General features: G+C 58.4%; 22 protein-coding genes and 1 pseudogene. 14 read left to right on the forward strand and 9 right to left on the reverse strand.

The window, feature by feature from the left end:
* Nucleotides 1-8: 8 nt before the first annotated feature.
* A complete protein-coding gene (locus tag ACSQ3Z_RS32845) occupies nucleotides 9-971 on the reverse strand; it encodes an IS110 family transposase (protein ID WP_436175344.1) in 963 nt (320 codons plus the stop codon).
* A gap of 774 nt (nucleotides 972-1,745) precedes the next feature.
* On the opposite strand from ACSQ3Z_RS32845, the gene ACSQ3Z_RS32850 reads away from it, so the two are divergent.
* Together ACSQ3Z_RS32850 and ACSQ3Z_RS32855 are read left to right on the forward strand one after the other, a co-directional pair.
* A complete protein-coding gene (locus tag ACSQ3Z_RS32850) occupies nucleotides 1,746-3,167 on the forward strand; it encodes an MATE family efflux transporter (protein WP_436175345.1) in 1,422 nt (473 codons plus the stop codon).
* 474 nt (nucleotides 3,168-3,641) lie between these two features.
* Nucleotides 3,642-4,418 carry a TetR/AcrR family transcriptional regulator gene (locus ACSQ3Z_RS32855; protein WP_436175346.1) on the forward strand — a complete coding sequence of 259 codons (777 nt, stop codon included), beginning with the start codon at nucleotides 3,642-3,644 and terminating at the stop codon, nucleotides 4,416-4,418.
* Between the two features lie 218 nt (nucleotides 4,419-4,636).
* Here the strand turns inward: ACSQ3Z_RS32855 and ACSQ3Z_RS32860 are convergent, their stop codons facing one another.
* Genes ACSQ3Z_RS32860 through ACSQ3Z_RS32885 form a run of 6 tightly spaced genes read right to left on the reverse strand, consistent with a single transcriptional unit; the run spans nucleotide 4,637 to nucleotide 11,149 of the window.
* A complete protein-coding gene (locus ACSQ3Z_RS32860; protein WP_436175347.1) occupies nucleotides 4,637-6,055 on the reverse strand; it encodes an amidase family protein in 1,419 nt (472 codons plus the stop codon).
* A gap of 4 nt (nucleotides 6,056-6,059) precedes the next feature.
* Nucleotides 6,060-7,028: an agmatinase gene (speB, locus tag ACSQ3Z_RS32865; protein ID WP_436175348.1), complete on the reverse strand. Its 969-nt coding sequence runs from the start codon at nucleotides 7,026-7,028 to the stop codon at nucleotides 6,060-6,062.
* 39 nt (nucleotides 7,029-7,067) lie between these two features.
* Nucleotides 7,068-7,931 (reverse strand): isocitrate lyase/PEP mutase family protein, encoded by an 864-nt coding sequence (locus ACSQ3Z_RS32870; protein WP_436175448.1) that lies wholly within the window; start codon nucleotides 7,929-7,931, stop codon nucleotides 7,068-7,070.
* Nucleotides 7,931-8,440: a 3-isopropylmalate dehydratase gene (locus ACSQ3Z_RS32875; protein WP_436175349.1), complete on the reverse strand. Its 510-nt coding sequence runs from the start codon at nucleotides 8,438-8,440 to the stop codon at nucleotides 7,931-7,933. Before ACSQ3Z_RS32875 ends, ACSQ3Z_RS32870 begins: the two co-directional genes overlap by 1 nt.
* A complete protein-coding gene (locus tag ACSQ3Z_RS32880) occupies nucleotides 8,418-9,701 on the reverse strand; it encodes a 3-isopropylmalate dehydratase large subunit (protein ID WP_436175350.1) in 1,284 nt (427 codons plus the stop codon). The genes ACSQ3Z_RS32875 and ACSQ3Z_RS32880 overlap by 23 nt, the downstream gene beginning before the upstream one ends.
* Before the next feature lie 47 nt (nucleotides 9,702-9,748).
* The gene (locus ACSQ3Z_RS32885) at nucleotides 9,749-11,149 is read right to left on the reverse strand and encodes an aspartate aminotransferase family protein (RefSeq protein WP_436175351.1); all 1,401 of its coding nucleotides are present in this window, start codon (nucleotides 11,147-11,149) and stop codon (nucleotides 9,749-9,751) included.
* Nucleotides 11,150-11,392: 243 nt separating this feature from the next.
* Between ACSQ3Z_RS32885 and ACSQ3Z_RS32890 the strand changes: the two genes are divergently transcribed.
* The 9 genes from ACSQ3Z_RS32890 (at nucleotide 11,393) to ACSQ3Z_RS32930 (ending at nucleotide 21,085) form a co-directional block, all read left to right on the forward strand.
* Nucleotides 11,393-12,448: an ABC transporter substrate-binding protein gene (locus tag ACSQ3Z_RS32890; RefSeq protein ID WP_436175352.1), complete on the forward strand. Its 1,056-nt coding sequence runs from the start codon at nucleotides 11,393-11,395 to the stop codon at nucleotides 12,446-12,448.
* Nucleotides 12,449-12,458: 10 nt separating this feature from the next.
* Nucleotides 12,459-13,277 (forward strand): ABC transporter permease, encoded by an 819-nt coding sequence (locus ACSQ3Z_RS32895; protein ID WP_436175353.1) that lies wholly within the window; start codon nucleotides 12,459-12,461, stop codon nucleotides 13,275-13,277.
* Nucleotides 13,278-13,282: 5 nt separating this feature from the next.
* A complete protein-coding gene (locus ACSQ3Z_RS32900) occupies nucleotides 13,283-14,092 on the forward strand; it encodes an ABC transporter permease (protein WP_436175354.1) in 810 nt (269 codons plus the stop codon).
* A gap of 3 nt (nucleotides 14,093-14,095) precedes the next feature.
* The gene (locus ACSQ3Z_RS32905) at nucleotides 14,096-15,094 is read left to right on the forward strand and encodes an ABC transporter ATP-binding protein (RefSeq protein ID WP_436175355.1); all 999 of its coding nucleotides are present in this window, start codon (nucleotides 14,096-14,098) and stop codon (nucleotides 15,092-15,094) included.
* Between the two features lie 144 nt (nucleotides 15,095-15,238).
* The gene (locus tag ACSQ3Z_RS32910; RefSeq protein ID WP_436175356.1) at nucleotides 15,239-15,994 is read left to right on the forward strand and encodes an SDR family NAD(P)-dependent oxidoreductase; all 756 of its coding nucleotides are present in this window, start codon (nucleotides 15,239-15,241) and stop codon (nucleotides 15,992-15,994) included.
* Nucleotides 15,995-16,014: 20 nt separating this feature from the next.
* Nucleotides 16,015-17,220 carry an acyl-CoA dehydrogenase family protein gene (locus ACSQ3Z_RS32915; RefSeq protein ID WP_436175357.1) on the forward strand — a complete coding sequence of 402 codons (1,206 nt, stop codon included), beginning with the start codon at nucleotides 16,015-16,017 and terminating at the stop codon, nucleotides 17,218-17,220.
* An 11-nt stretch (nucleotides 17,221-17,231) separates the two neighbouring features.
* On the forward strand, nucleotides 17,232-18,854 hold the full coding sequence (locus tag ACSQ3Z_RS32920) for an AMP-binding protein (protein ID WP_436175358.1): 1,623 nt from the start codon (nucleotides 17,232-17,234) through the stop codon (nucleotides 18,852-18,854).
* A complete protein-coding gene (locus tag ACSQ3Z_RS32925) occupies nucleotides 18,851-19,870 on the forward strand; it encodes a phosphotransferase family protein (protein WP_436175359.1) in 1,020 nt (339 codons plus the stop codon). The genes ACSQ3Z_RS32920 and ACSQ3Z_RS32925 overlap by 4 nt, the downstream gene beginning before the upstream one ends.
* 30 nt (nucleotides 19,871-19,900) lie before the next feature.
* Nucleotides 19,901-21,085 (forward strand): acetyl-CoA C-acetyltransferase, encoded by a 1,185-nt coding sequence (locus ACSQ3Z_RS32930; protein ID WP_436175360.1) that lies wholly within the window; start codon nucleotides 19,901-19,903, stop codon nucleotides 21,083-21,085.
* 800 nt (nucleotides 21,086-21,885) lie between these two features.
* Here ACSQ3Z_RS32930 and ACSQ3Z_RS32935 read toward each other — a convergent pair.
* A complete protein-coding gene (locus ACSQ3Z_RS32935; RefSeq protein WP_436175361.1) occupies nucleotides 21,886-22,680 on the reverse strand; it encodes a LuxR family transcriptional regulator in 795 nt (264 codons plus the stop codon).
* A gap of 369 nt (nucleotides 22,681-23,049) precedes the next feature.
* On the opposite strand from ACSQ3Z_RS32935, the pseudogene ACSQ3Z_RS32940 reads away from it, so the two are divergent.
* From ACSQ3Z_RS32940 to tnpB, 3 genes and pseudogenes are all read left to right on the forward strand, one after another.
* A pseudogene (locus ACSQ3Z_RS32940) lies at nucleotides 23,050-23,337 on the forward strand (DUF1403 family protein); the annotation flags it as partial.
* A gap of 81 nt (nucleotides 23,338-23,418) precedes the next feature.
* A complete protein-coding gene (gene tnpA, locus ACSQ3Z_RS32945) occupies nucleotides 23,419-23,856 on the forward strand; it encodes an IS66-like element accessory protein TnpA (RefSeq protein WP_436175362.1) in 438 nt (145 codons plus the stop codon).
* The gene (gene tnpB, locus ACSQ3Z_RS32950; RefSeq protein ID WP_258580929.1) at nucleotides 23,853-24,062 is read left to right on the forward strand and encodes an IS66 family insertion sequence element accessory protein TnpB; all 210 of its coding nucleotides are present in this window, start codon (nucleotides 23,853-23,855) and stop codon (nucleotides 24,060-24,062) included. The genes tnpA and tnpB overlap by 4 nt, the downstream gene beginning before the upstream one ends.
* Before the next feature lie 6 nt (nucleotides 24,063-24,068).
* Here tnpB and ACSQ3Z_RS32955 read toward each other — a convergent pair whose 3' ends face one another.
* Nucleotides 24,069-26,186: a recombinase family protein gene (locus ACSQ3Z_RS32955; protein ID WP_436175363.1), complete on the reverse strand. Its 2,118-nt coding sequence runs from the start codon at nucleotides 26,184-26,186 to the stop codon at nucleotides 24,069-24,071.
* Between the last annotated feature and the right edge of the window lie 56 nt (nucleotides 26,187-26,242).

Here is a 26,242-nt window from a genome sequence, read left to right on the forward strand (position 1 = left end):
AACTGTGTCTAGGTGATTGGATTTGATTGCCATGGAGTGGCGGTTTTCAGCACTGCGTTTGCGATTGTTACGAGCCTGCGTGCGATCGCGATTATGATGAGCTTGTGGGGCTTGCCACGTTCTTTGAGACGTTTGGCGAGGGGTTTCAGCGCCTGATTGTGACATGCTGCGGCGAGTGCGGCCTGGAACAGCACATGACGCAACGCCCGCCGTCCACCGACGATCCTTCTCTTGCCGCGCATTGTTCCACTGTCGTGTGGCATCGGAGCAAGGCCTGTCATGGCGGCGGCCTCGCCAGCGGTCATCCGACCGAGTTCCGGCATTTCGGCGATGAGCATGGCCACAGAGACCGGACCAATTCCCGGGATGGATCGCAGCAGCCGCGCTTTCGCTGCCAGACTGTCATCCTGAGCAATGGTGCTTACGATCCGGCGCTCGAGGTCCCCGATCTGATCGTCCAGCATGATCCGTAAGGCATTGTCCATATCGACGACATCTTCGGATATACCCTGCTTCTCGCGCGCGGAAATCTGTGCCGAGAGCCGCTTGCGCATATCGACGATCTGGGCCCGCCGGGTCGTTAAGGCTCTGAGAGTGCGCAGGTTTTCACTCGGCAGTGTCCGTCCGGCTTCTGGTCGGAACAGCATGAACCCTGCGATGAGTTCTGCGTCGATCCGATCTGTTTTAGCGCGTGTGCCTCGGGAAAGGGCGAAGGCCTTGATCTGCGCCGGAGGCAGTTGCACGGCCTCAATCTCCGCCGCAACAAGGGTGACCCAGAAAGCCCATTCCTGTCCGCCGGTCGCTTCAAAGCCAACCCGGACTGCAGCCGGCATGCGCCGGATCTGCACGAGCAACTGAGCATGACCTTCTGAGGTATTGGGAAGACGGAAGTGCTGACCGCCTGGGATGCAGAACCCGTCAAGCCAGTCGCGGGACACATCTATACCGATCACTGTTGCCGCTGCTATCATTTCACTCTCTCTTCCTTATGTTTCGCGGTCCCGTGAACAGGCCGCCGTGAACTGTTCGAGACGGTGAAGAGAGGCGGGATCAGCCTGCTAGCAAGCGTGGTCATGCCACGAGATGTTAAGCGCTGTATCCCACTTCGTTGCCGCTCCTGGCCGGGAGCGGCAACGAGGTTAAAGTAGCAGGCCCGAGACACATAAGGTGTTGGCTTAAGCAATTGTTTTGGCCGGTGGACGATTGCATGGCAGGCGCTACAGCTGCACGAACGCATCAAGGGTGGCCTTGGTCATGCGGCACGGGCTGCCAATCGACAGCCCGATTGGTCAAGTTCTCAAGATGCGAAAGCATCGCTGAGAGAGGTTCCGCGAATTGAAGAGGGGCGGCGGCGATGATCCCCATCCCCTCGCAGTTGGGGCGTGATCCTCTCCACCGTACTCGGGCCGTGCTGGATTAAAGACATCCATCGTCGCATTTGTCGAGTCCGGAACACAGCGCATCCGGCTCGTTCCCGCTTAGCTCTCAAGTCATTGAACAATATAGAGAATATTTTCAAGGTTCTCTCGCAGCATTTGGCATGACTTTTGAAGCTCCCTGGTCACAAGCCGTCAACGGCCGATTCGAGCAGGATCGCTCGGTCGAAGGAAAAAGGAAATTCGTCCGATCTGCGTCCGATAGGTACGGGCCAGCTTTCCGCAATGATGCATACCGGCTTTTACGACAGACCGAAGCTAGTGAAACAAAGCAGTGTCGCCCCCCGTAGACCGGGCAGATCGAGTTCGATGGACAAGATATCCGAAACAGAACGGGCGCCAGCTTCGCGGAAGGGATTGGATCGATCGGTGGATCGTCATCGCCTCGCTGTCGAGCTAATGGAAACTGCGAAACTCGCATTGCCGATGGTGCTCACGCAGCTGGGGCAAATAGCGATGATGACGACGGATCTTGCCTTTATCGGGCGCCTTGGCCCTGAGGCAGTCGCCGCGGCAGCGTTGGCCAACAGGGTCTATCTCGTTAGCGTCGCCTTCGCCACCGGCCTGCTAGCGGTAATCGCACCGTTGGCGGCGGAGGCGTTTGGGGCGGGCAATCTAGGCGTTGTGCGGCGCTCATTGCGCATGGGGCTATGGGCGGCGTTGCTGATATCGCTCCCGATTATGGCATTTCCGCTACGCGGCGAACAGATACTGCTCGCTTTTGGCCAGGCCCCACACGTGACGCGGCTCGCCCAACAATATCTGTTTGGGCTAACTTGGGGTGTGGCGCCGGCACTCTGGTTCCTGGCCATCCGCACTTTCATGGGCGCGGTCAATCGGCCGGAGCCGGCCTTGGGGATCACGCTCGCCGCCATCCCAGTCAACGCGTTGCTGGTCTATTTGCTGATCCATGGGAAGCTTGGTCTACCGCGGCTAGAGTTGTTCGGGGCGGGTCTCGCGACGACCTTGGTAAACTGTGCGACGTTTTTGGCCGGTTTATGGTTTACAACTATGTGCCGCCCTTTCCGTTACTACCACGGGCTTGCACATCTTTGGCGCTTCGATTGGCCCATGATGCGGCAGCTGATCGTGATCGGGATGCCGGTCTCTATTAGCTTTTTGATGGATGCTGGATTTTTCTCTGCTGCGGCGCTCCTAATGGGCATGATCAGCACTGCGGCGCTTGCCGCCCACCAAATCGCATTCCAAGTCTTCGTGATACTGTACATGATTCCTTCGGGCATCAGCATGGCGGCTGCCGTGCGCGTTGGCCATGCAGTCGGCCGCAGCGATGGCCCCGGCATCAAGCGTGCAGGTCTGGTCGCGATGCTTTTGGGTATCGTGGTAGCCGCGATACTGACTGTTGTGGTGATCGCTTCCCGGTTTGAGATCACCGCATTGTTTCTGGGAAAATCCGCGGATGATGCTAACGCGACGATCGGCCTCGCTGGAAACCTCCTTTTGGTAGGCGCACTCTTCTTTATCACCGAGGCAACGCACAGCATCGCATTGGGCAGCTTGCGCGGCCTGAAGGATACGCGGGTGCCGCTTCTGTTCGCCACCATAGGTTATTGGTTGATCGGCTTCCCGCTAAGCTATCTGCTTAGTTTTAAGATGGGCCCGATTGGTATCTGGATCGGCATGGCAATTGGGACGACTACCTCCACAGCGCTCCTCGTCCTCCGATTCAAGCTACTGGCGAGCAGACTGCTCTTCAGAGGCGGCATATGACCATATCGTCTACAGCTATTGCTGCTCCTACTCACTTAGACAAACCGTTCACCACAGGCAAGTTGTCTGACCAGAATAACGATGCCAGGATAATCTCACTCGACTGCGGCGCGTCAACCAACCTGGAGACAGCGCCAATACGCTCCTCAATCTACATTGTCGCGCCATACTCGACCCACGTGGCTTCTTGTCGCCTGGTTCGACAAGACGCGGCTGATCGACAATGTGGGCGTAATGCCGCGATGTTGTTCGAGTGTTCAAGCCGGCGCCGACCGCTGCTTAACGTTCGCCAATCCGAAGGCTCGAACCATCGCCCCTCTGCCGTCGCTGCGGGGTAGAAACGCAAGCGCGCGCAGCTTCGCCCAAATCGGCCAAACTGCCGCCATGCGAATGAGCGCTCGCTCGAATTCATCGGCGCCTTGTGGATGAAAGCGGTAGTCCTTATACCTACCGGGCGGCTTAACGGAGGATCGATTGGCAACGCCAGCAGACAATCATCTATCAGTATGGACAACCGAAAAACTGTGCTCAAGAATCTTCGAACGCCATCGCGATCACATCAAGGTGCAGAAGCAACATCTTGTTGTCGCTAACCTGTCGCGCATCGTCACGGCCTTCCTCCGGTTATCTAATCATAAGGGCTTTCACGCCACATCCCTGCGGGACCTCGCTGAAGGGTCGGGTATGAGTATGGGCGCGCTCTACAGCTATTTCGATAGCAAGGAGACGCTTTTGGTCATGGTGCTTGAGGAGGTGACAGCTACGGTCGTGGAAGTGCTGGACAATGCCCCCCAGTCCGTTAAATCCGACCCCCGCATGCACTTGCTGTGGGCGATCGACACTCATATCAGGCTTACAGAGACGATGCTCCCTTGGTTCGTATTTGCTTTCATGGAAGCGAAGAGCTTTCCGGCAAGCGCACGAAAAGCAGCCGTCGATTCGGAAGTTCAAACTGAGGACATTTTGGCAGCGATCATCGAGCGCGGCGTTTCCGAAGGTGCATTCCAGACGACAGACCCACGGTTCTTCGCCGCTCTTGTCAAGCCGCTGCTTCAGGACTGGTACGTCAAGCGCGCCAAGTATCGCAAGCGCGGGGTCGAGATCGGACGCTACATAGCGGAGGTAGAGAACCTTTTGCTGACATCACTGGGGTGTCCGACGTCAGTGCTTCGTAGCGAAAATGATCTCGTTCATCAGAACCGGAAAGCCAGCAGGATGGCAGAGATCAAGAACGCAGAACGAGGCAGTTAATTACGCTGCATCAGCAAACGATGGAAGGTCTGTTATCGGTTCGATTGGACCGGGCCGCGCGCAGCGACAAGGCAAATGAAGATCGGCCTCTTATCCTATTGATCAAAATGCTGAATTTTACAGCACCCGCGCGACCGTTTGCTGCTGCGGCGAGCCGGGTTGGTCCGGGGAGATGTCAGCCCCTCCTGTCGTCGCTTGCTGGTCAAATAGGGGCACAGTTAATGGCGCAAACGCAGTTTATTGAGACCCGTCTCAATTGACTTGGCAATTGTTAAAATGCGCCGATCATCGCCGTTCTTGCCGAGCACTAGCAGGCCGACGGGGAGCTCTCCCGGCCCTTGACACGGAACCGTTGCAGCACAGCAGCCGAAGAAGTTGGCGATCTCATTATTGCGGCCAATCAAATATCCCACCTTACCGGCCTCAACTGCATCTGTTAGCATCGAGGCGCGGGGAGCCAAGATCGGTACCGTCGGCATCAATATGGCATGGAAGCGCGAAATGACATCATGGGCTTCAGAAATGGAGCGTTCACGAAAACCCAGCGCTTCGGCCCGATCCTTCATGGTGAACGAAGCTCCAGACATGATAACTTCCTTCGCGACGCTTTCCACAAGCTGCGCCCGCTCTTTAGCTATTTCTCCATGGCTGCCATAGAATTCACTGCGCGCAATAATGGAGAAGTACTGTCTCCACCGATCAGGGTTTATTTCTGCCCAAGGGAATTCAATGATGATGGCACCTGAGCGAGTCAGGAAATCCAAAGTTGCAGCATAGGCCTGGGCGACTTGAGGTTCCAGATCGTCCAGAACCGTTGTCGTAGGCGCGCCGAAGACAAGACCTTGGAGCGGAAAGTCCGGAAGTGGACGCCATGGCTGATCGGCGAGCGCGGCATCCATGATGGCGCAACAGCTAATTGTTCGTGCAATCGGACCAATCGTGTCCAATGTCGTGGAGAGGGAAATGACCCCTTGGGCGGGTATGCGCCCCTCAGAGGGCTTGAAACCGGCGAGGCCGCAAAGCGCCGCCGGCCCTCGGATCGAACCTCCCGTGTCCGTTCCGAGTGCTGCGATTGCCGAACCGTCAGCCACGCACGTGGCAGCACCGGAAGAGGATCCACCGACAAGGCGATCGGGATCACATGGGTTGCGGGGAGTTCCGAAAGCCCGATTCTCGCCGGTGTTAGCAAAGGCGAATTCCGACATGTTTGATTTGCCAACAATAACTGCGCCTGCCCCTCTCAGTCGGGCCACGCACGACGCGTCTCGCGACGCCGGTGGCGCGCCCGCCAACGCTGCGGAACCGGCCTGGGTAACATCGCCACGCACGTCACAATTGTCTTTGACGACGATTGGAAGACCGGCCAGCGGGGAGGGCGTCGGAGTTCCGGCCGCGATCAACCTATCCTCCCGCTCGGCTGCCACCATAGCGTCCTCAGGCCACAAACGGGTGAGAGCGAAGCTACCTTGCTTCCGCAACTCTGCGGCGCGAGCCAGGGATCTGCCGACAAGATCGACGGATAGCGCCTCGCCCCGAGCCAGCGCCAGAGACTCGACCGTATCCCCTGCCTTGAAAGCGAAGTCTTCCTGAATCATCGAAGCGCCCGGATCACGACGAAGAATAATCGGCAGTTTCACGGATTTAGTCGGCGTGGTTGCTGGCCGACTCGGCCAGAAGGCACAGCAGTTCGAAGCCCAAATGCGCGGCATGCAGCGATGTGAGGTTGCCGACGTCAAGGTTCGGTGACACTTCGCAGATATCCGCACCGATGATGTCGATACCGCGCAGACCGCTCAGCATAAGCTGCGCATCACGCATTGAGAAGCCACCCGGTTCAGGAACGCCCGTGCCAGGACAGTAGATTGAGTCAAGGCCGTCGATGTCGAACGAGACGTAAGCCGGACCGTTGCCAACCACGCGACGCGTTTCCTCGATGATGGCCGCGCGACCACGAGCCTCGAAATCGTCCATCGTGACCAGGGTCATTTCCGAGTCCCTGGCCCACTTTAGATCGTCCTTGGTGTTCATCTGACTGCGCAGACCAATCTGGATGGTGCGCTTCGGATCGATAAGGCCTTCCTCTACGGCTCGGCGGAACGTCGTCGCATGGTTGACTTTCACGCCGCGCCACTGATCGCTCGTGTCGCTGTGTGCGTCGTAATGGACCAGACCAACTGGACCATTACTTACGAGACCACGAAGAATCGGCAGAGGGATGGTGTGATCGCCGCCGAGTGCCAGCGGACGCACGCCCTTTTCAGCCATGTCGCGGAAAGCGTTCGCAATGGTGGTCAGGCTGTCATCGAGATCCAGCGGGTTGACGTCGACGTCGCCGACATCTGCGATACGTGCCGTTTCGAAGGGAGCGACGAGCGTATGGCGGTTGAGGAACCGCAGGGAACGGGACATGTCGCGAATGGCATTGGGCCCCTGGCGGGTGCCGGTGCGGTAGAGCGTTCCGATATCAAAGGGCACCCCGACGACCGCCACGTCAATGTCGCCGACCTGCTCCAGAGGGAGCCAGCGGGCGCGCATAAACGTTCCTATTTGGGAGAATTTCGGAGAATGAGTGGCATCAACCGGGGCGAAGTCCGTGATGTTTCTGGTCACTTGAGTATCCTTGCTTTATTGAGGGGCCACCGGCGACGTTCAGGCGCGGGGAATGTATTTTTCTTGCGTATCCTTGATACGCGGGAAACCGATGAAGGCGGTGAAGTCGGCGTAATGCTCCCGCGACAGGGGCAAGTCGCTCGTCTTGTGCAGTTTGGCGAGGACCTCGAGATTGCTTTTCAGCGCGTGCCTTACTGTCATCAGCGGCACAAAAGTAAAGGTCGCAAGGGCGGCTATTTCCTCCACCTGTTCGGGAGTCAATTCGGTCTCGAGCCAGCTCAGAAGCTGCAGCGACAAGGGTGCCCCGACTTCGCGCCTGAAAGTCCTCAGCGCCTCGAACGATGAAAAGCATCGGCTCACAGGTTGAACGATGTCGGCGCCGGCCGCCACGTAAGCCTTGGCGCGCCTGACTGCCTCTGCTGGATCATTAACGTCCGTCCGCGCGATGATCATCAGTTCCGGATCTCGCCGCGCGTCAACGGCTGCACGCACTTTGCCGACGGATTCCTCGATGGGTAACACAGCGATCTCGGTATCGCCGAGAGGACACCGCTTCGGACTCACCTGGTCTTCGAGGATTAGCGCGGCAACTCCAGCCCCCTCGAACTCACGAACCGTGCGGATGACATTGATGGCGTTGCCGTAACCGCTGTCAGCGTCAGCGATCAGTGGCACGCCGAGGGCGTTTACAATGTTTCGAACCACTGCCACGTTTTCGGTCAGCGTGTACAATTCGGCATCCGCTTCGCCGAGCATGGATGCCGATATACCGAAACCTGTGGTGGTGACGGCGTCGAAACCTGCTTCCGCAATACACAGCGCGGACAGGCAGTCGTAAGCGCCTGCTGCCCAAGCGGTCCGGCCAGAGGCCACCCGCTGCTTGAACGTCGATCGATTGAGCATCACGCGCCCTTGCTCTTGAGGTAGTTGATGAGGCCGCCTGCTTCCAGCATGGCAAGGTCCGGCCCTGCGATCGGATCGAAGGGTGCTTCCCAACCAGTGTCCAGGTTACGCACGATGCCCTCTGCCCAGTTCACCTCCAGCCGTTCCCAGCGCCGCACGTTGCGGAGGATCCCGGGACAGGCGACTTGCGGGAATCCCATACTGATCTCGCCGCGCCAGTAGCCGGGGGAAAAGGACTCGGCGATGACCGCGCTGATGCCGAGATATCGCAGGCCAATCATTGGTGGATAGTGGGGATGACCGTACCCGAAGTTTTCGCCGCCGACGATGACATCGCCAGGCTTCACCGAGGCCACGAAATCGGGTTCGAAATCCGCGAACGCAAGCTGGGCAAGTTCCTCGGGATCCTTGAGCTTGATGTTGCTTACCCCAATGATGAGGTCCACATCAAAGTTGGGCTCGACGATGACGAATGCGGCTCGCCCACTAATTGGAGGAAGTGTCATCATTTCCACCCCAGAAGCGGCGAGGGTCTGCGATGTATCCCTCCAAGGCACTGGCTGCCACCGTTGCCGCACTTCCCAAATAGATATCGGAGCGCACGCTGCCCATTCGCCCCTTCACGTTAAGCGTGCCTGTCGAGATAGCACTCTGGCCGTCGCCAAGCAGCGGCAGATGCCCGTAGCAGTGGTCGCAAGTAGGCTGCGAGATTTGCGCGCCCGCGGCCGCTAGCACAGCAAGGTAGCCCTTCGCTTCCGCCTGGCGCCTGATCTCCTCACTGGACGGCACGACGATCAGATCGAAACCGTCGTTGATGCGCTTTCCCTTCAGGATGCGCGCCGCTATTTCGAGGTCTTCGAGCCGGCCGGATACGCAAGATCCAAGATAGCCCTTCTGCACTCGCAATCCCTCGATGTCACGTATGTCGCGTACGTCTGCAGGAGTTGGCGGCACCACCACTTGAGGCTCGATGCTGCCCAAGTCGATGGTGTGTCTGGCCGCATAGATGGCATCGGGATCGCTCGCTACGGGGGAGAGCGATATGCGGGCACGCTTGACAGCTGCAGAAAGCCGGTTGGCATCCAGGTCGACAAATGCCGTGAGCGCACCGGTAAACATGGCTAGTCCGGTTATGGTCTGCAGGCCATCCAGACTCAAGCTGGCCGTTCCAGGGCCAGCGATCTCGAGCACCTGGAACCGGCAGGACGCTGGGCCAAGCTTTCGCAACATGTAGTTGAAGACGTCCCTTGCCATGACGCCAGGAGCCAAACCCCCGTGGAAATCCACCCGGACGGTCTCAGGTACCCGGATTGCAACGGTTTGTCTGGCGAAGGCCGCAAAAACGTTGCGTCTCAAGCCTATTGCGAGAGAGCCGTACGTCCCCAACTGGCTGATGTGGCCATCGAAATGGACGATAAAGGCACCGGGAGTGGCGTAGCCTTGCTCAACCGCGACCTGATGACCGATGCCAACCCGGTCATACAGAGCAACGCCGTTGCGCTTACACCAGGCGCGCGTCTGGCGTTGTTGCTCAAGCTGTTTCGGCGAGGCGTTTTCGAGCAGATGGTCAATGAAAATAGCGTAGCGGTGAGGTTCCTTGAGGCGGTTGATACCGAAGTCCTCCTCCAACTGTCGAAAGTAAACATCGGTATAGTTGGGAAAATCGTATGCAAGAACGAAATCCGGCTTCGCCTCGATGTCTTCTCCCGCCCGCACTGCCGGCAATCCGGCGGCCCGTGCGAGAATCTTCTCGGCAGCTGTCGAGCCCATGGCATATCTCCCTTAAGCCGCGGCCGTAGACGCCTGCATGGCTACTTTCAACGTACCTTGAGCGGCGATGCGTTCATCTCCTCGATGGTAATGTCGGCTAGGCTGTCTGCCAGAAGGTCAATCTCGTTCGCAGTCATTGGAACCGAAAGAGCGCCTGAACAGAACGGCGTCAGCAAGATATCACGTTCAAGCATGCCACGATGGATGTTGCGAAGCACGACCGCTTGTTCCTTGGTTGCAGAAGAGCTTCGGTAGTCGACCACGCTCGACTTGCCGACATGAAGGCGGAACAGTGAGCCGACACCGCTGACAAACGCCTGCACGCCCGCAGCAGCAAACCTTGCGCTGGTCTTGTATCGCAGGTCGTCCCCCAGCGCATTCAATCTTTGTACCGCAGCTTCATCAAAATGCTGAAGGGAGGCAATGCCGGCACTCATGCTCAGTGGGTTTGCGCTGAAGGTTCCGGCCAGCGCCACCTTCGGCTTGCCCTCGGTATGGTTATACACGGCCATGCGTTCGGTAGGCCCAGAAACGGCGCCGATCGGTAGCCCGCCGCCAATGACCTTGCCCAGCACCACAAGATCAGGTTCGAGGCCATACATCTTCGTCGCGCCTGCTACAGCTAGGCGGAAACTAACGATTTCGTCCACGATAAGCATGATCCCGTCGCGACGGCAGGCCTGATTCAATAGGTCGACAAGGACTGGCGAAATAGCGATCGTCCCTGGCCGAGACGGATGGGGGTCTACTATAATTGCTGCTAGTGTCGGCCCTTCGCGACGCAGGATTTCAGCACAGCGCTCGGGGTCGCCAAAGGGCAGGATCACGGTCTCGGCGAGTACGGAGGCAGGTGTGCCGGTGTTGTAAGGGACGGAGGCCGGATTTCCGAGCGCGTCGTCCCAGTTTTCTGGCGACGGATCGAGACTTACCTCGACCCAGTCATAGGCTCCGTGATAGCAGCCTTCGAATTTTGCGATCCTATGCCGTCCCGTGAGCGCACGTGCGCCCTTGATCGCATGGAGTACCGCCTCGGTTCCGGAATTGGCGAACCGGGTTTGCTCAAGCCGCGGGTTACGCTCCGCGATTGTTTCGGCCAGCAGAATCTCGCTCTCGGTAGGCACGCCAAATGCCGTTCCCTTTTCCAACTCTTTGCGGACAGCCTCTAGGACTGGCGGAAAGGCGTGACCATGAATCAGCGAGAAGAAGTTATTGAGGCAATCGAGAATACGGTTGTCGTCGAGATCGATCAGCCAGCAGCCCTCACCGCGGGCCGCATAGGGGGGGTGCGGCTTGAACCAAGCAGACGCGCGCATCGAGCCGCCCGGAACCACACGCTGCTCACGAAGATAAGCCGCCATCGAGCGGGGCTTGGCGGCCTCGTCAAAGCTTGCGCTGTTGTGCCCCTGACCCGTGCTGTTCATGCCATTTCCCGAATTCGCGAAGGCCATTCAGACCATCCACATCCAAGTGATCAATTTCATTGGCTGAAGAAGCGGCGCCACCATCACCGTCCTGCCGGCTTGCCCCTGGAAGCGGGCCGAAGGCGGATCGATCAGTACCCCTGTCTCGCATGCCGAAAGCTATAGAGGCCAAGGATCGCCTGTCAATACAAAAAAACGAGCGCTCGCTTGACAAATGATGATTGCGGGATAAGAAATGAGATGAACTGTCGTCCATAAAGGGGAACTCAGATGACAAGTACGACTCGCAGGAATTTTTTGGCCCTCGGCGCAGGTGCGCTTTCGATCCCATTCGTCGCCAAACCATCATGGGCACAACGCGTGCCGCCAATCAAATCGAAGTCCGTAGTCTACGCCAATTGGGGAGGAGATTTTGCCGCCGCAACAAAGGAAGCTATGTTCGATAGCTTTGAAAAGGAATACGGCATAAAAATTTCTACTCCCTCCGCAAATTACAGCAAGTTCGAAGTAATGGCGGACAGTGAAACCGCGCAGTGGGACGCTATCGATGCCGACGGCTTTGCGGCGTCCCAGTTTAAGGAAAAAGGCATTTTACAGCCGCTTCCAGATTGGGTGACGCGGGTGGAGGGCGTACCGGAACAACTCCGGTCACATATGTCTGCCGGGTATATCTATTCTTGGGCTCTTGGCTATTCGAAGGAAAGCTTCCCCTCGAAAGCACCGCAAGACTGGAAAGATTTCTGGGACGTCTCCCGTTTCCCAGGTCGTCGTGCCCTACCGGCGTATTGGACAGGTGTCCTTGAAGTCGCTCTGCTAGCTGATGGCGTGGACAAGGACAAGCTTTTCCCACTCGATATCGAGCGTGCGCTAAAGAAGCTCGACGAAATCAGATCCAACACGATATTCTATGCGAGCTTGGGCGAAGGGCAGCAACTTCTCGGACAAGGCAGTGTGGCAATGATGATGAACACTTCGTCGCGCACGATCCTGCTTGCTCAGCAGGGTCTCCCCGTGGAAGTGCAGTGGAATCAGGCCGTCGTGTACTCCTCGTTCTCGGCTGTCATTAAGAATGCTCCCAATCCCGATGCTGCCTTTGCACTCATTGACTGGATGTCCGATCCTGAAAGGCAAGCCGACCTTTCGCGGCGCACTCTTACAGGACCTACCAACCAGGCAGCGCTCAAATTCATGTCCGACAAGGACCTAGCTTCACTTGCCAATAGTCCGGAGCATATCAAGGTGGCAGCGGTGGTCGATCAGGTCGCCCTGGCAAAACAATCAGACGAAATATCGAAGAGATACACCGATTGGCTTGCGAAAAAGTAAGGTTGGGTGAATGCGGCCTTCTCGCACCGAAGTCCTGACCTTGATCTTCACGCCAGCAGCGTTTTATGCGCTGCTGTTCGTGGCGCCTCTGATCACGGTCTTTCTGTACGTCATAGCGCGACCAGAAAGCCTTGACGTTCTCTCGGACGTTTTTGTTTTGAAGGTGTTTGGCATGACGACGATCATGGCTGCCGTCGTGGCGGCAGCCTGCGTCGTGCTGGGCGTGATCTACGCGCTAAGCATGGCGATGATGTCACCCCTTTGGCGATCGATTTCCCTCAGCATCCTTGTCCTCACGTTCTGGGTCTCGCTCCTTGTGCGCACTTATGGCTGGATACTCCTTCTCCAGCCGAACGGTGCGATCAAGAAGGCACTCGAACTCATTGGTTTGGTCAACGAACCCATCATGGTTCTGAAGACAGCGTTCGCGAGTTATCCCGCGATGATCCACATAATGCTGCCATTTGCCATCCTGCCGGTTTGGGGGGCGATCAGTTCTCTCGATCCCGCAACCTTGCGGGCCGCCGAGAGCCTGGGCGCCGGTCCCATTCGCGTGCTACGCACTGTTGTTCTGCCGCACGTGCGTCAGAGTGCGCTCGCCGGCGGTTCGCTCGTGTTCATATTGTCCTATGGATTTTATGTGACTCCAGCTTTTCTGGCCGGTCCAGATTCGCCGACTGTCGCCATGCTTGTTGATCAACAGTTCAATGAAATGCGCAATCCAGCCGGCGCTGCGGTGCTAGGAGCTGCCCTGCTGATTTTCAGCATTGTCACCTATATGGTCGCCGACCGGTTTTTCAAAATCACGGCACGGTTCGAACATCTATGAAGGACTTGAGTACAGCCCTGCGTGGAAGTCTTGGGTGGCTTGCGCCCCTTTTCGGCGCAATAGCATTCGTCATTGCAGTTTTCCTGCTTTTGCCTGTTCTCGCGATCATTCCGGCGTCGGTCACGTCCACAACATTCATCACGTTTCCGCCAATTGGGTTGTCGTCGCGATGGTATACACTCGTCATAACGGACCCGATGTGGACCGGACCTATCGCCACGTCGCTAATCTTCTCTGTATTTGGCAGTATCGTTGCGCTCTGCGTTGGAGTTCTTGCAGCATTGGCCGTATGGCGCTCTGGTCGGTTCGCTCCTTGGCTATCGGCTCTGTTTCTTGCGCCGACAATTATACCGTCAATTGTCTATGCACTAGGCCTTTACTTCCTCTATGAGAGGTTCGGTGTATTGGGCTCTTCTGCCGGTGTGATTGCTGGCCAGGCACTCTTGGCAGTGCCAGTCGTTTTTGCAGTTTGCCTGGACGCTCTGAGGCGCGTCAGTCCAGAGGTGCGTCAAGCAGCCGTGAGCCTTGGTTCCGGGTGGCTAGGCGTCATGTTCCGGGTGGAGCTTCCCATAATCAAAACAACGATTGTCGGAGCCGCAATCTTCGCTTTCGCGTCCTGCTTCGATGAGGTGGTGGTCGCTCTTTTCGTAACACGCCCCGACCAATTGACCCTTCCCGCCCAGATTTGGTTGGCGGCCCGAAGTTCCGTTTCGCCGGCGATTGCAGCCGTATCGGTCATTATCATTCTCTCCCTGGTTGGGCTTATGCTTGCAGCATATGCGGTACTGCGTGCCAGCCGCATTCGTTCGGAGTAAGCTGTGGCAATCGACGTCGACGTCCAAAACCTCCATATCCGTCTCGGTTCGGTGAGCATCGTCCAAGACCTCACATTCGGCCTTCCAGCTGGTGCATTCTTGTCAATTCTTGGCCCCAGCGGCTCAGGAAAGACGACAACACTCAACGCAATCGCGGGTTTCGTTCCCGTGCATGCTGGTTCGCTTCGTTTGGACGGCGTGGCTATGGAGTCCGTTCCAGCCCACAAGCGCGGGATAGGAATCGTTTTTCAGAGCTATGCCTTGTTTCCGCATCTATCGGTCGGCGACAACATCGCTTACCCACTTAAGGTGCGCGGCGTGTCCCGGGAAGAATGTAGCCGACGCGTTCGGCAAGCTCTGTCTCTCGTTCAACTGCCCGGCACCGAGAACCGAGCCACTACCGCCATTTCGGGCGGTCAACGGCAGCGCATCGCGCTTGCGCGGGCGCTCGTGTTCGAGCCGACACTTCTTCTGCTGGACGAGCCTCTCGCTGCACTCGACCGGAACCTGCGAGAGGCGATGCAACTGGAACTGAAACGCATCCAGCGCGAGAGCGGAGTCACGACGATCGCAGTGACCCATGATCAAACAGAGGCTCTGACCATGTCAGACTTTGTCGCGGTTATGGACAAGGGCCGCCTCTGCCAGTTTGGGACACCTGAAGATGTATACTTCCGTCCGAATTCGCGCTTTGTGGCTGACTTTCTTGGTGGTGCCAACATTGTCGACCTGAGCCGTGTTGCGCCAGAAGAGCCAGGTCTCACTGTCATTCGCCCCGAGGCGTTCGTGCTCGAGGCGATCGAAGGTTCGATCGGGATAGAAGGTGTCGTGCGCGGTGTCGCCTTCCAGGGCCCGGTCTCGCGGGTCGTCCTCGAATGCAAGGCTGCTCTAAGTGGTGAGGTGGTCGCGTTGTTGCCCAGCTTGCGGTCCGTTTCGCCCGATTCGATCGGAATGCCGCTTCGCCTGCACGTCTCGCGCGCGGCTCTTCATAAGCTTCCATAGGTGTCCGGTCGCGACGTAATTTCTGTTGGCCAACGGAAGCTATTTGGCTCTGGTTACTGATGGCTGATCCGCTTTCGAATCGCGGTTGCTGATAGAAAGAAAACTTGATAAAAAGCGAGCGCTCGCACGGAAAATCGGTGAATAATGAAAGCAGTTGGCAAGACAGTGCTGGTCACGGGAAGCTCATCGGGACTGGGTGAGCATTTCGCGCGCATGCTGGCTCGAGCTGGCTACCATGTTGTGCTGGCGGCACGTCGCATTGACGCGCTGGTAGCGCTCAAGGCCGAAATCCAGGCTGACGACGGCAAAGCCGACATCGTTGCAATGGATGTTGCGGATGCGGACGCGGTCGACGACGCTTTCGCCAAAATAGACGGCCTTGCATTGCGCATCGATGTCCTGGTCAACAATGCCGGTCTCACACATTCCAAGCCAGCCCTCGAGATTTCCGCCGCGGAATGGGATCGCGTTGTCGACACCAATCTACGCGGTGTCTTTCTCGTCGCACAGGCGGTCGCCAGGCGCATGAAGGCGGATGATAAAGGAGGATCGATTGTCAATGTCGCTTCCATCCTGGGCCATCGCGTTGCGGGCGCCTTGTCAAGCTATGCGGCAAGTAAGGCAGGTGTGGTGCGGCTTACCGAAGCGCTGGCACTCGAATGGGCTCGCTACGGCATTCGCGTGAACGCCCTATGTCCTGGCTACATCGAGACCGACCTTAACCGCGATTTCTTCGCCACGGATGCCGGAAAGGCGTTGGTGAAGCGCGTTCCCCAGCGACGTCTCGGGCGACCAGAGGAACTGGACAGCGCACTGCTTTTGCTCGCCTCCGATGCCGGAAGCTTCATCACCGGCTCCTCAATCGTCGTCGATGGCGGTCACCTCGTCTCCAGCCTTTAGTTTCTCACCGGAGCCACATCATGGATTTCACCATATCGCCCCGCTTAGAAGAATTTCGGTCGCGCATTGGCGCGTTTGTCGAGGAAAAGATCATTCCGCTGGAAGCGGACCGTGCGAACTATGATCCGCATGAGAATATCCGGCTGGAGATCGCGCACCGCTTGCGGGCAGAAGCACGGGCGGAAGGCCTGTGGTGCTTGCAATTGAAGCCGGAGACCGGCGGACAGGGGCTGGGCCGGATAGGCATGGCGGTCTGCTACGAGGCCATGAACCGTTCGATTTTCGGACCGGTGGTATTTAACTCCGCCGCGCCCGATGACGGCAACATGATGCTGCTGGAGGCCGTTGGCACCGACGCGCAGAAGGAGCGCTGGCTAAAGCCGATCGTGGAAGGCAACGTGCGTTCATCATTCGCCATGACCGAACCGATGCCGGGGGGCGGTTCCGATCCGTCCATGATCCAAACCCGCGCCGTGCGGCGCGGCGACACCTACACGATCACTGGCCGGAAGTGGTTCATCACCGGCGCGGACGAGGCACAGCACTTTATCCTCATTGCCAAGACGTCGGACGATGCACGCAAGGGCCTCACCGCCTTCTTGTTCGACCGCAGCCAGCCAGGCTGGAGAGTCGAACGCCGCATCGAGATCATGGGGCCGGAAGAGCATGGCGGACATTGCGAACTGGTCTTCGACGGTCTCGAAATTCCGGTCGCGGACGTCCTGATGGCCGAAGGCGAAGGGCTAAAGGCCACGCAGATCCGGCTTGGGCCAGCGCGCCTCACCCACTGCATGCGTTGGCTAGGCCTATCAAAACGATGCGTCGAGATCGCACGAGCCTATGCAGGGGAACGGACTAGTTTCGGCCAGCGCCTGGCGGACCGCGAGTCGATACAGATGATGCTGGCGGACGTCGCTATGAAGCTAGAGATTGGGCGACTTCTGGTCATGAAGGCGGCCTGGGCGCTTGAACAGGGTTCATTCGCCCGCAAGGAGATCTCAATGGCCAAAGTGCATGTGGCGAACCTGCTGCATCAAGCCGCGGACACAGCGCTCCAAATCAATGGCGCGCGCGGATACTCGAGGGATACGGTTGTTGAGTGGATCTATCGATATGCCCGTCAGGCGCGCCTGGTCGACGGTGCTGACGAGGTGCACAAGATGGTGCTGAACAACCAATTGGATGCCGAAGGAGACGAATTCTGGAAATGGGCCGTCGGGCAATAGCGGAAAAGAACATGCAGCTGGAAAGCCATCTCAAACCGCAGGCGGCCAACTATGTCCCGCTCACGCCCGTCGAGTTCCTGGCGCGCTCGGCCGAAATTTATTCAGGGCGGCCGGCGATTGTCTGGAACGAGCAGCTCTTCACTTACGCGGGATTTGCACAGCTGGTAACGCGTTTTGCCCGCTTTTTGAAAGCCCGGGGCGTCACGGCTGGCGATGTTGTATCTGTCATGTCCTTTAACCGCCCGGAAATGCTGGCCGCCCATTACGCGATCCCGATGATCGGCGCAGTCCTGAACACGATCAACACCCGCCTCGACGCCGAAACCGTTAGCTACATATTGCGTCATTCTCAGAGCCGGCTTTTTCTCGCCGATCGCGCGTGCACCGAAACGGCTCTGGCAGCAACGACGACACAGGACGTTCCACTTTTCCGGTTCGGCGGCGGAGCCGACGAGGGTAGGTCGCCAGCAGACGTTTCGACGGTAGACCTACTGGCCAATGACGGAACCAACCCGGCGCTCGATCTTTCCGCCATAACAGACGAATGGCAGCCGGTCTGCCTCAATTATACCTCCGGGACGACGGGGCGACCGAAGGGTGTCGTGTATCATCATCGCGGCGCATATCTCAACGCGCTCGGCAACGTCATGTCGCTCGGTCTCGGTGCCAGGTCCGTATATTTGTGGACGTTACCAATGTTCCACTGCAATGGCTGGTGCCACACCTGGGCCGTGACGGCCGCTGGAGGCCTGCATGTCTGCCTCGACCGTCCCGAACCGTCCTTGATTTTTCCCGCCATCGAACGGTACGGCGTGACGCACCTCTCATGCGCGCCGGTCGTTCTCTACATGATGCTGAACCATCCTGCGCGCGAGCAGCGCGTAGCCGCAAATCGGATCCTGGTCGCTACTGGAGGCGCGGCCCCCACCAGCACGTTGATCGCCGAACTGGACGCGCTTGGATTCGACCTGACACATCTCTATGGCCTGACAGAATCCTATGGCCCTGCCACCTTGCGCGAACTGAGCAAAGACGAGCGCGCCTTGCCGCCCGAAGCCAAGGCAGTCGAACTGTCTAGACAAGGAGTCCGTCACGTTACGGCCGGGCGTGTGCGGGTAATCGACGAGCATGGGGTAGACGTGGCAAGCAACGGCGAAGCCATGGGCGAAATTGTCATTGCGGGCAACACGCTGATGGCGGGCTATTTTCGCGATGCCAACGCAACCGAGCAGGCGTTTCGCGGCGGCGTCTTCCACACCGGTGACCTGGCTGTCAGGCACTCTGACGGCAATATCGAAATTCGCGACCGCTCGAAAGATATCATCATTTCGGGAGGCGAAAACATTTCCAGCCTCGAAATTGAAAGCGTCCTACACAGGCACCCGGCCGTGCTTTTGGCGGCTGTGGTTGCCGCACCGCATGAAAAATGGGGTGAGACGCCGATGGCCTTTGTCGAATTGCGACCAAGCGCAACGGTTACTGCTGAGGAGCTGCGCGTTTTTTGCCGGGGCCATCTGGCAGGTTACAAAATACCGGCGCACTACATTTTTGCCGAGCTGCCCAAGACTGCGACCGGTAAGATTCAGAAGTTCCGTTTGCGGGATCAGGCGCGGCTGATGCGGGCCGAACAATGACGGCTGACCTGATCACGGAATTCCTGCCCGAACGGCTGGGATCGTTTCTCGATGGGCGGTTCGGCAAGGCGCATCTGTCAATCGAACGTGTCGGCGGCGGGCAGTCCAATCCGACCTTTTTCGTCGATCACGGTCTCCAGCGCATGGTGCTGCGCAAGAAGCCTCGCGGCACCATCTTGCCTGGGGCCCATGCGGTGGAGCGGGAGTATCGCGTCCTGAAGGCTCTAGAAGAAACCGATGTGCCGGTACCAAGAGCCCTGCTCTTGTGTGAGGATACCTCGGTTGTCGGCACACCATTCTACCTGATGGAGCGGATGGAGGGCCGCATCTTCCACGACTGCTCGCTCCAAGATGCCGCGCCTCAGGACCGGAGGAGCCTCTATTTCTCCATCGCAGATGCGATGGCTAGGCTGCATGCGATTGATCCGGCCGCGATCGGCCTATCGGACTACGGCAAGCACGGTGACTATTTTGCCCGACAAATTGCACGCTGGTCCCGCCAGTACGATCAGTCACCTTCCGAACGTGTCCCGGCCCTGGACCGCGTCATAACATGGCTGACCGAAAACACGCCGGCCGACGACGGTCGCGTGTCGATCGCTCATGGCGACTTCCGCCTCGGCAATATGCTGTTTCATCGCACGGAACCAAAAGTCATCGCAATCCTCGATTGGGAACTCTCGACGTTGGGTCACCCGCTCGCCGATCTCGGCTTCTGCTGCATGCCATGGCATACGGCGCCGGATGAGTACGGCGGCATACTCGGCCTTGATCGCGCGCGAATGCTGATCCCGGAAGAGCACGAGTTTATCGCAGCCTATTACAGCTCCTCTATCCCAACGCCGGACCTAACGCCGTTTCACATAGCCTTCGCGCTTTTCCGCTTCGCCGTCATCTTTATTGGCATCGCCGACCGTGCAAGAGCTGGAAACGCGGCTTCCGGAGATGCTGCGGATGTTGCGCCCCTGGCGAGCAGGTTCGCAGCGCGGGCCGCGGCTGTGGCCGGACTTTCGTAGGGACAACTGAAAGAACAGAACGGAGAAGTCATGAGCAACAATCCATCCATCGTCATCGCCAGTGCCGGGCGTACTGCCGTCGGGTCCTTCAACGGTGCCTTCGCAGACACGCCGGCTCACGAACTGGGCGCGGCCGTCATTAAGGCCGTGCTCGAACGGGCGGGCGTCGATGCGGGGGAAGTGGACGAGGTGATCCTCGGCCAAGTGCTGCCCGCCGGCGAAGGCCAGAACCCGACCCGCCAGGCCGCGATGAAGGCCGGCATCCCGCAGGAAAAGACCGCCTGGGGTATGAACCAGCTGTGCGGTTCAGGCTTGCGCGCGGTCGCGCTCGGCATGCAGCAGATCGCGACCGGCGACTCGAACATCATCGTGGCCGGCGGCATGGAGTCGATGTCGATGGCACCGCATTGCGCGCATCTGCGCGGCAGCGTGAAGATGGGCGACTTCAAAATGATGGACACGTTGATCAAGGATGGCCTGACCGATGCCTTTTACGGCTATCACATGGGCCTCACCGCCGAGAACGTCGCTCGCAAATGGCAGCTGACCCGCGAGGAGCAGGACGACTTCGCATTCCGCTCCCAGAACAAGGCGGAAGCTGCCCAGAAGGCCGGCAAGTTCGCCGATGAGATCGTCCCCTTTATCGTCAAGACACGGAAGGGCGACGTCACCGTCGACCAGGATGAATATATCCGCCATGGCGCCACGCTCGATTCGATGGCGAAGCTCCGGCCCGCTTTCGACAAGGACGGCACGGTTACCGCCGGTAACGCTTCCGGCATCAATGATGGTGCTGCCGCCACGCTTCTGATGACTGAGGCGGAGGCCGGAAGGCGCGGCATCCAGCCGCTCGCCCGCATCGTCTCCTGGGCGACGGCCGGCGTCGACCCGCAGATCATGGGGACGGGACCCATCCCCGCCTCGCGCAAGGCACTGGAAAAGGCTGGTTGGTCCGTCGGGGACCTCGACCTCGTCGAAGCGAACGAAGCCTTCGCGGCGCAGGCTTGCGCCGTCAACAAGGATCTCGGCTGGGACCCGTCGATCGTCAACGTCAATGGCGGCGCGATCGCAATCGGCCATCCGATCGGGGCGTCGGGCGCACGCGTTCTCAACACGCTCCTCTTCGAGATGAAGCGGCGCGGCGTCTCCAAGGGGCTCGCGACCTTGTGCATCGGCGGTGGCATGGGGATTGCCATGTGTGTCGAATCGTTGTGAGCGCGCAGAGCAAAGTCGATGGCCGGCGTCCCACGATTAGACTTGGGGCGCGCGACCGCGGGCAGCATTAGGCGGTCGGGATAGATGGTGATCCTATCGAATTCAGCGGCGCGATGCGACCACAGCGATTGGGCAAACGCCAAGCGTGCCGCACGACCTGCTCCGAGATAGCTCCCTGTACCTTCGACGGTCCAGAGGACGTTCGATTTCGGTAGTTCAGCTGTCGCGTGGTCTCCCGCATGGATTTGAGAGCTTTCGCACTGACCGCCAGAGTGAAGCTCGACCGTTTCGATTCTTCACGACGCGCGACCGGAAGGTATATGCGAGGAAGTCGAACTTCGTATTCGGGTAGCCGCCAATAGGCTCGCAAATCTCCAGCAACATTGGCAAAACGGAACCGTGGGCGCGTTTGCTTGATGGGAGCGGCGTGAGTCGAGAGGCTCCCGCACCGTTCTGAGAGAGGCCGGACGTGCAATCCTTCCGGCCTACTCACCACTCCCTGCAACGGGTGCTCGATGTCGTCTTCAAGGAGGGCCGGTGGCGCCCAAAAAGCACCATAGCACCCACAGCATGGGCATCGTCCTCCACTTCGCCATCAACGCCGTGCGCATGGCAAAGGCAAAATACTCCATCAAAACAACGCGAAAGCTCGCAGGGCGAGCCCCGATGAAGTCGCTAGAATCCTCACCCCGCCTCGCTAACTTGGACTCATTGCCCTGACTTATCCTCCTGGTCAAAAAACTCGGCCTGTTGCAAGGCAATCGACCAACGGACAGTCCATTCGGAGATGGATGTTGGGTTTAGATGTCGACAATTCCGAGTTTTGATGCTTTTACAGCCGCGGCCGTTCTGCTGCTACAATTCAATTTGTTCATAGCTTTTTTTATATGAAAGTTGACAGTGTTTTCGGAAACACCTAGAATAGTCCCTATGACAAAGGACGATTTCCCTCTCGAAACCCAGGTAATACACTCTATTTCTCTTGTAGATAGAGGGATGACTTCTTGGTCAAGGCGCCGATAGGCCTCATATTTGTCAACACTAAGACGGAAATTAAATGCAGATAACTCTAAGTATTTTACGATTGTACTCGGCATGTCGTAGTTTGAGCTTTGAGCAAAGCTCATCATGGCCAATTTTCCGTTGGGACCGTGTAATGGAACCGTAACGCCGGCCCTCAGGCCAAACATGGCAGCCTCGTCGAATATGCGTCGTTGATCTTCAGTGGTGGTAGCGTCATCGTACACGTCCTTCCAATGAAGGGCACCGAATCTCTGTCGGATTTTCTTTATGATCGGATCTATCTTATAATACCTCATATCGAAATACCGCTTCCGCCATTCGTTAGGATAATTTAGCATAGTCGTTGGATCGCGGAAGAGCTGTTCTAAGGTTTCTTGGCCGGATGTTAGAGGGCAATAAGCGATCCACGGGAAGTCGATATTCTGCGCAAAATCAACCAGCAGATCGAATAATTCTTGAGGTTGAGCAATGCCATGAGTCCGGTCTAGATATCGACAGAATTCAATCCCGGCGCCTTCTTTGGCAGTGATCGGGAAATGCATTTTGGGGGCACAACAAAACTGTTCGGACACTCTATTTCGGCTCTCCAACTACATTGACTGCAGCTCCCCGCGAGCGATCAATAGCCACTCCTCGGTTGGAAATGTCGTATCGTTTCGTCAACGCGAACAAAGCGGTCGCTGGAACAAGCTTTGTGCGCAATCGGTCGGAAGTTCTTGCCGCCACCCGACGAGGGGTACTCAAAAGTCGTGCCAAATTCGCAGATTGGAGATCCTCCGGATTGTTGCGACTTATCAACGGCATAAGTCAATGCCGTTGATTTGTCATACAGATCGTTGTCACACAGTCGACAATCCTGACAACGTTGGTCGTGTCCGCCGAGTTCTCTTGTCGTCTGTCAATGAGCTCCTTTCTCTTCGCTTATGGGGTCGGAACAAGATGGGGTGCTTGCCGCCCACGCGCGCGCAGCGTTGCAAGCGATCGACTTGTCGGCGGATCTTGGACGTCGCGCGGAAAAGCTGCTCGCCGTCGCGCCGAAACTGCGGGCGAAAGGGGCAGACACCATCGTCGACAGATTGCTGTCGGAGGACGCTATCATGGCATCCCGCGGAGACAGAAACATCGGGATGAGCGACCGTGGCCTGCGTCGCCTGTTCGACCGGCTGGTCGAGCTCGGCGCCGTGCGCGAGCTGTCCGGCCGCACCACGTCCCGCATCTACGGGCTTTAGGAAATGGCTGAAGCGGTGCGCAAGGTAAGCGATGCGCCAAGGCACCTTGCAATAGGCCGATGAACATGGAGTTTTCGAGCCATGACATTGGAACATGCAAGCGGCGATACGGTCACCGAGTTAAGCGGCGCCGCGGCGGCCGAAGATCTTAAAACGGCGCCCGGGCGCGTGCGGCAACGAAGGCTGTGGAGTTGCACGGAGAAGCGCGCGTTGGTCGATCTGGCGAGCGCGGCGGGGTCGTCGGTGACCGAGGTCGCGCAAGCGTTCGGCGTAGCTCCTTCGCAGCTCTATACGTGGCGCAAGCAGATGGCCGGCGGCGAGCTCAATGTCGACCAGGCGATGGCCACCTTCACGCGGATCGAGGTGAACGATCTGTCCGAGGTCGAACGCGCCGTCGCCGATTGCCCGGGCCCGGCCGGCCGGATCGTCGTGGCCTTTGCGAACGGCGCGCGATTGCGGATCGATGGGACCGTCGATCCGGCAGCGCTGCGCATCGTCCTGGCGGAGTTGAGCAGGTGATCACGGTGGTGCCGACCGACCGGATTTACCTGTGTTGCGGCGCGACCGATATGCGCCGCGGGATCAATAGCTTGGCGCGGATGGTGCAGCAGGTGCTCGCGCTCAATCCACACACCGGCGCGATCTTCTGCTTCCGTGGACGCAAGGGTCATATCATCAAGATTCTGGCGCATGACGACCAGGGGTTCTGCCTTTTTACAAACTAACTGGCTTCATACTACAGCCCTTTCCTCGAGATCGGAGCATTTTGAGGAGTTGAGTCGGCGGATGGCCTCTGCCCGATGGGCAAGCTGGTTCCATCGGCTGCACTGTTTGGCTGGGACGTGCGGTCCTGGCAGTTCATAGAGGCCGATATAGCCGTTGTAGGCATGTCTTTTCACGATGCCGTACTTCGCCCATCTGACCAGGGTGCATTCGGTGATTCCAAGTTTTGCGCAGGCTTCTGCTTTTGTCAGCATTCCCCGCTCGCGCAGCCGGTCGTAGCGCGAGCGCAGACCATATTGCTTGACGAGATAGATGACGCGCAAGTCGCTGAACTGGGCGTCAGCCTTGCCGCGCCGCGCTGAGCCGCCGGGGCGGATTCCCCTTGCATTCAGGATGTCGGCGATTTCAGCGCAGATATGATCGTCGAGAAGCTTGTCGACCAATTCGACCACCTCGGGCCGGGTCTTTACCTGCTGTGCGGAGGTTTTCGGGTTCTGGGTGATCAATGTTTCGGTCTTTCCGCCTCTGAAGCGGATGTGCATCCGGGTCTCTCCCTCGGCCTGGAACTTGAGCAATGTGACGTCTTCGACGAGATAGGCAAGGAGCCGCTTGCGTTCTCGGTTCGGCAAGGTGGGGTCGCGCCAGACCGTTTTGAAGTCGGCCGTCATGGCGATCAATCGATCGCGGATTGCATCGTCGAGTGTCGCTCGGTCTTCGCGTAGAGCGCTCTCTCTTTCTTCTCGTAGATCAGCCAGCATGCGCAGTTTGTCGTTCCATTCGCGTTCAAGGGTGCCGGCAACCAGGCGGTTGTTCGGATCGACCAGCATAAACCGCCGCTGTGCAAGATCGGCATCGATTTGGGCGCGTTCGACGGCACGGAGCCGGAGTTTGTCCGCTTCGTCATAGCGCGCTTCGATCTCTTTTCGGATCTCCAGAGCTAACTCCACGGCCGCGGGCGTCATTTCCGCGGCGATCAGTTCACCGATCGCCGCGTCGACGGGCCAGCCTGCGATCGACTGGCAGTGCGGCTCACCCCGAGAGACGTAGGCGCGGCTGCAGACGTACCAAGTGTCCACCTGACCGCGCCTGGTGACGTAACGGGCCCTCATGTGACAGCCACACCGCCCGCATATGACGCGCCCCTGCAACAAAGCCGCGCCTTCGCGCGGTGGCGAGACGCGCGCGGTCTGGTAGCCTTGGCCATTGGCCTCGAGCGCCTTGAGGTTGTGCTGGAACTGCTCCCAGCTGATATAGCCGGGATGGGCGTCCGGGATGCATGCGAGCCATTCATTGGGCTCCCGCTTGCGGAACTGTTTCTTTCCGTCGACGGTTCTGCGGTAAAGACGCTGACCATAGGCATAGACGCCCGCGTAGCGAGGATTGTGCAGCGTGCGTAAGGCCGCCGATGTGGTCAGCGGTTGGAAGACCACCCGCTTGCTGTTGCGGAACCGGGATGGGAAGAGCAGACCTTCCCTGGCAAACGCCTTGACGGTCTGCGTAGCCGACCCGACCCGCGAGAACGTCTCGAAGAAGTGGGTGATCATCTCCCGGATCTGAGCGTCTGGATCAAGGACCACACCGCCAACCTCATTGTAGATGAAGCCGGTCGGAAGGGGACAGCGATATTCGCCGCGGCGTGCTTTGTTGAGAATGCCACCGCGCAACCGGGCTTTGATAACGTGCAACTCGGCCTCGCTCATCGTGCCCTTAAGGCCCAGCAGAAGCCGGTCATTGAAGTTAGCCGGATCGTAGACGCCATCTTCGTCGAGAATGAGCGTGTCGGCCAAAGCGCAGATCTCCAGCAGCCGATGCCAGTCCGCGTTGTTTCTGGCGAGGCGAGATACTTCGAGGCCCATGACGATCCCCGCGCGCCCCATGCCGACATCGGACACCAAGCGCTGGAAGCCTTCGCGCCACGACGCTGAAGCGCCGGATTCGCCCTGGTCGCTGTCGATGACGGTGATCTGGTCGTCGTGCCATCCAAGCCCGATCGCGCGACCACGAAGATCGTATTGACGCTTGGCGCTTTCGACATTCTCCATGACCTGTCGCATCGATGACTGTCGGATGTAGAGGTAAGCGCTCCGCTCGAGATGATGCGATTGGACCTTGAGCTTTTCGTTCATGCTGTTCTCCGTTCAGGGTGTCGCGCTGCATTTAAAGGTGAGACTTCTCGCCTAAT

Source organism: Mesorhizobium sp. LjNodule214 (assembly GCF_964252735.1).
In the GTDB taxonomy this organism is placed as follows: Bacteria; Pseudomonadota; Alphaproteobacteria; order Rhizobiales; family Rhizobiaceae; genus Mesorhizobium.

Excerpts from the sequence above, each read along its gene's own strand:
- ACSQ3Z_RS32845 (WP_436175344.1), bottom strand. The coding sequence starts at position 971 with ATGATAGCAGCGGCAACAGTGATCGGTATAGATGTGTCCCGCGACTGG.
- ACSQ3Z_RS32850 (WP_436175345.1), top strand. The coding sequence starts at position 1,746 with ATGGACAAGATATCCGAAACAGAACGGGCGCCAGCTTCGCGGAAGGGA.
- ACSQ3Z_RS32870 (WP_436175448.1), bottom strand. The coding sequence starts at position 7,931 with ATGCTCAATCGATCGACGTTCAAGCAGCGGGTGGCCTCTGGCCGGACC.
- ACSQ3Z_RS32875 (WP_436175349.1), bottom strand. The coding sequence starts at position 8,440 with ATGATGACACTTCCTCCAATTAGTGGGCGAGCCGCATTCGTCATCGTC.
- ACSQ3Z_RS32880 (WP_436175350.1), bottom strand. The coding sequence starts at position 9,701 with ATGGGCTCGACAGCTGCCGAGAAGATTCTCGCACGGGCCGCCGGATTG.
- ACSQ3Z_RS32885 (WP_436175351.1), bottom strand. The coding sequence starts at position 11,149 with ATGGCCTTCGCGAATTCGGGAAATGGCATGAACAGCACGGGTCAGGGG.
- ACSQ3Z_RS32890 (WP_436175352.1), top strand. The coding sequence starts at position 11,393 with ATGACAAGTACGACTCGCAGGAATTTTTTGGCCCTCGGCGCAGGTGCG.
- ACSQ3Z_RS32895 (WP_436175353.1), top strand. The coding sequence starts at position 12,459 with ATGCGGCCTTCTCGCACCGAAGTCCTGACCTTGATCTTCACGCCAGCA.
- ACSQ3Z_RS32910 (WP_436175356.1), top strand. The coding sequence starts at position 15,239 with ATGAAAGCAGTTGGCAAGACAGTGCTGGTCACGGGAAGCTCATCGGGA.
- ACSQ3Z_RS32915 (WP_436175357.1), top strand. The coding sequence starts at position 16,015 with ATGGATTTCACCATATCGCCCCGCTTAGAAGAATTTCGGTCGCGCATT.
- ACSQ3Z_RS32920 (WP_436175358.1), top strand. The coding sequence starts at position 17,232 with ATGCAGCTGGAAAGCCATCTCAAACCGCAGGCGGCCAACTATGTCCCG.
- ACSQ3Z_RS32925 (WP_436175359.1), top strand. The coding sequence starts at position 18,851 with ATGACGGCTGACCTGATCACGGAATTCCTGCCCGAACGGCTGGGATCG.
- ACSQ3Z_RS32930 (WP_436175360.1), top strand. The coding sequence starts at position 19,901 with ATGAGCAACAATCCATCCATCGTCATCGCCAGTGCCGGGCGTACTGCC.
- tnpA (WP_436175362.1), top strand. The coding sequence starts at position 23,419 with ATGACATTGGAACATGCAAGCGGCGATACGGTCACCGAGTTAAGCGGC.
- ACSQ3Z_RS32955 (WP_436175363.1), bottom strand. The coding sequence starts at position 26,186 with ATGAACGAAAAGCTCAAGGTCCAATCGCATCATCTCGAGCGGAGCGCT.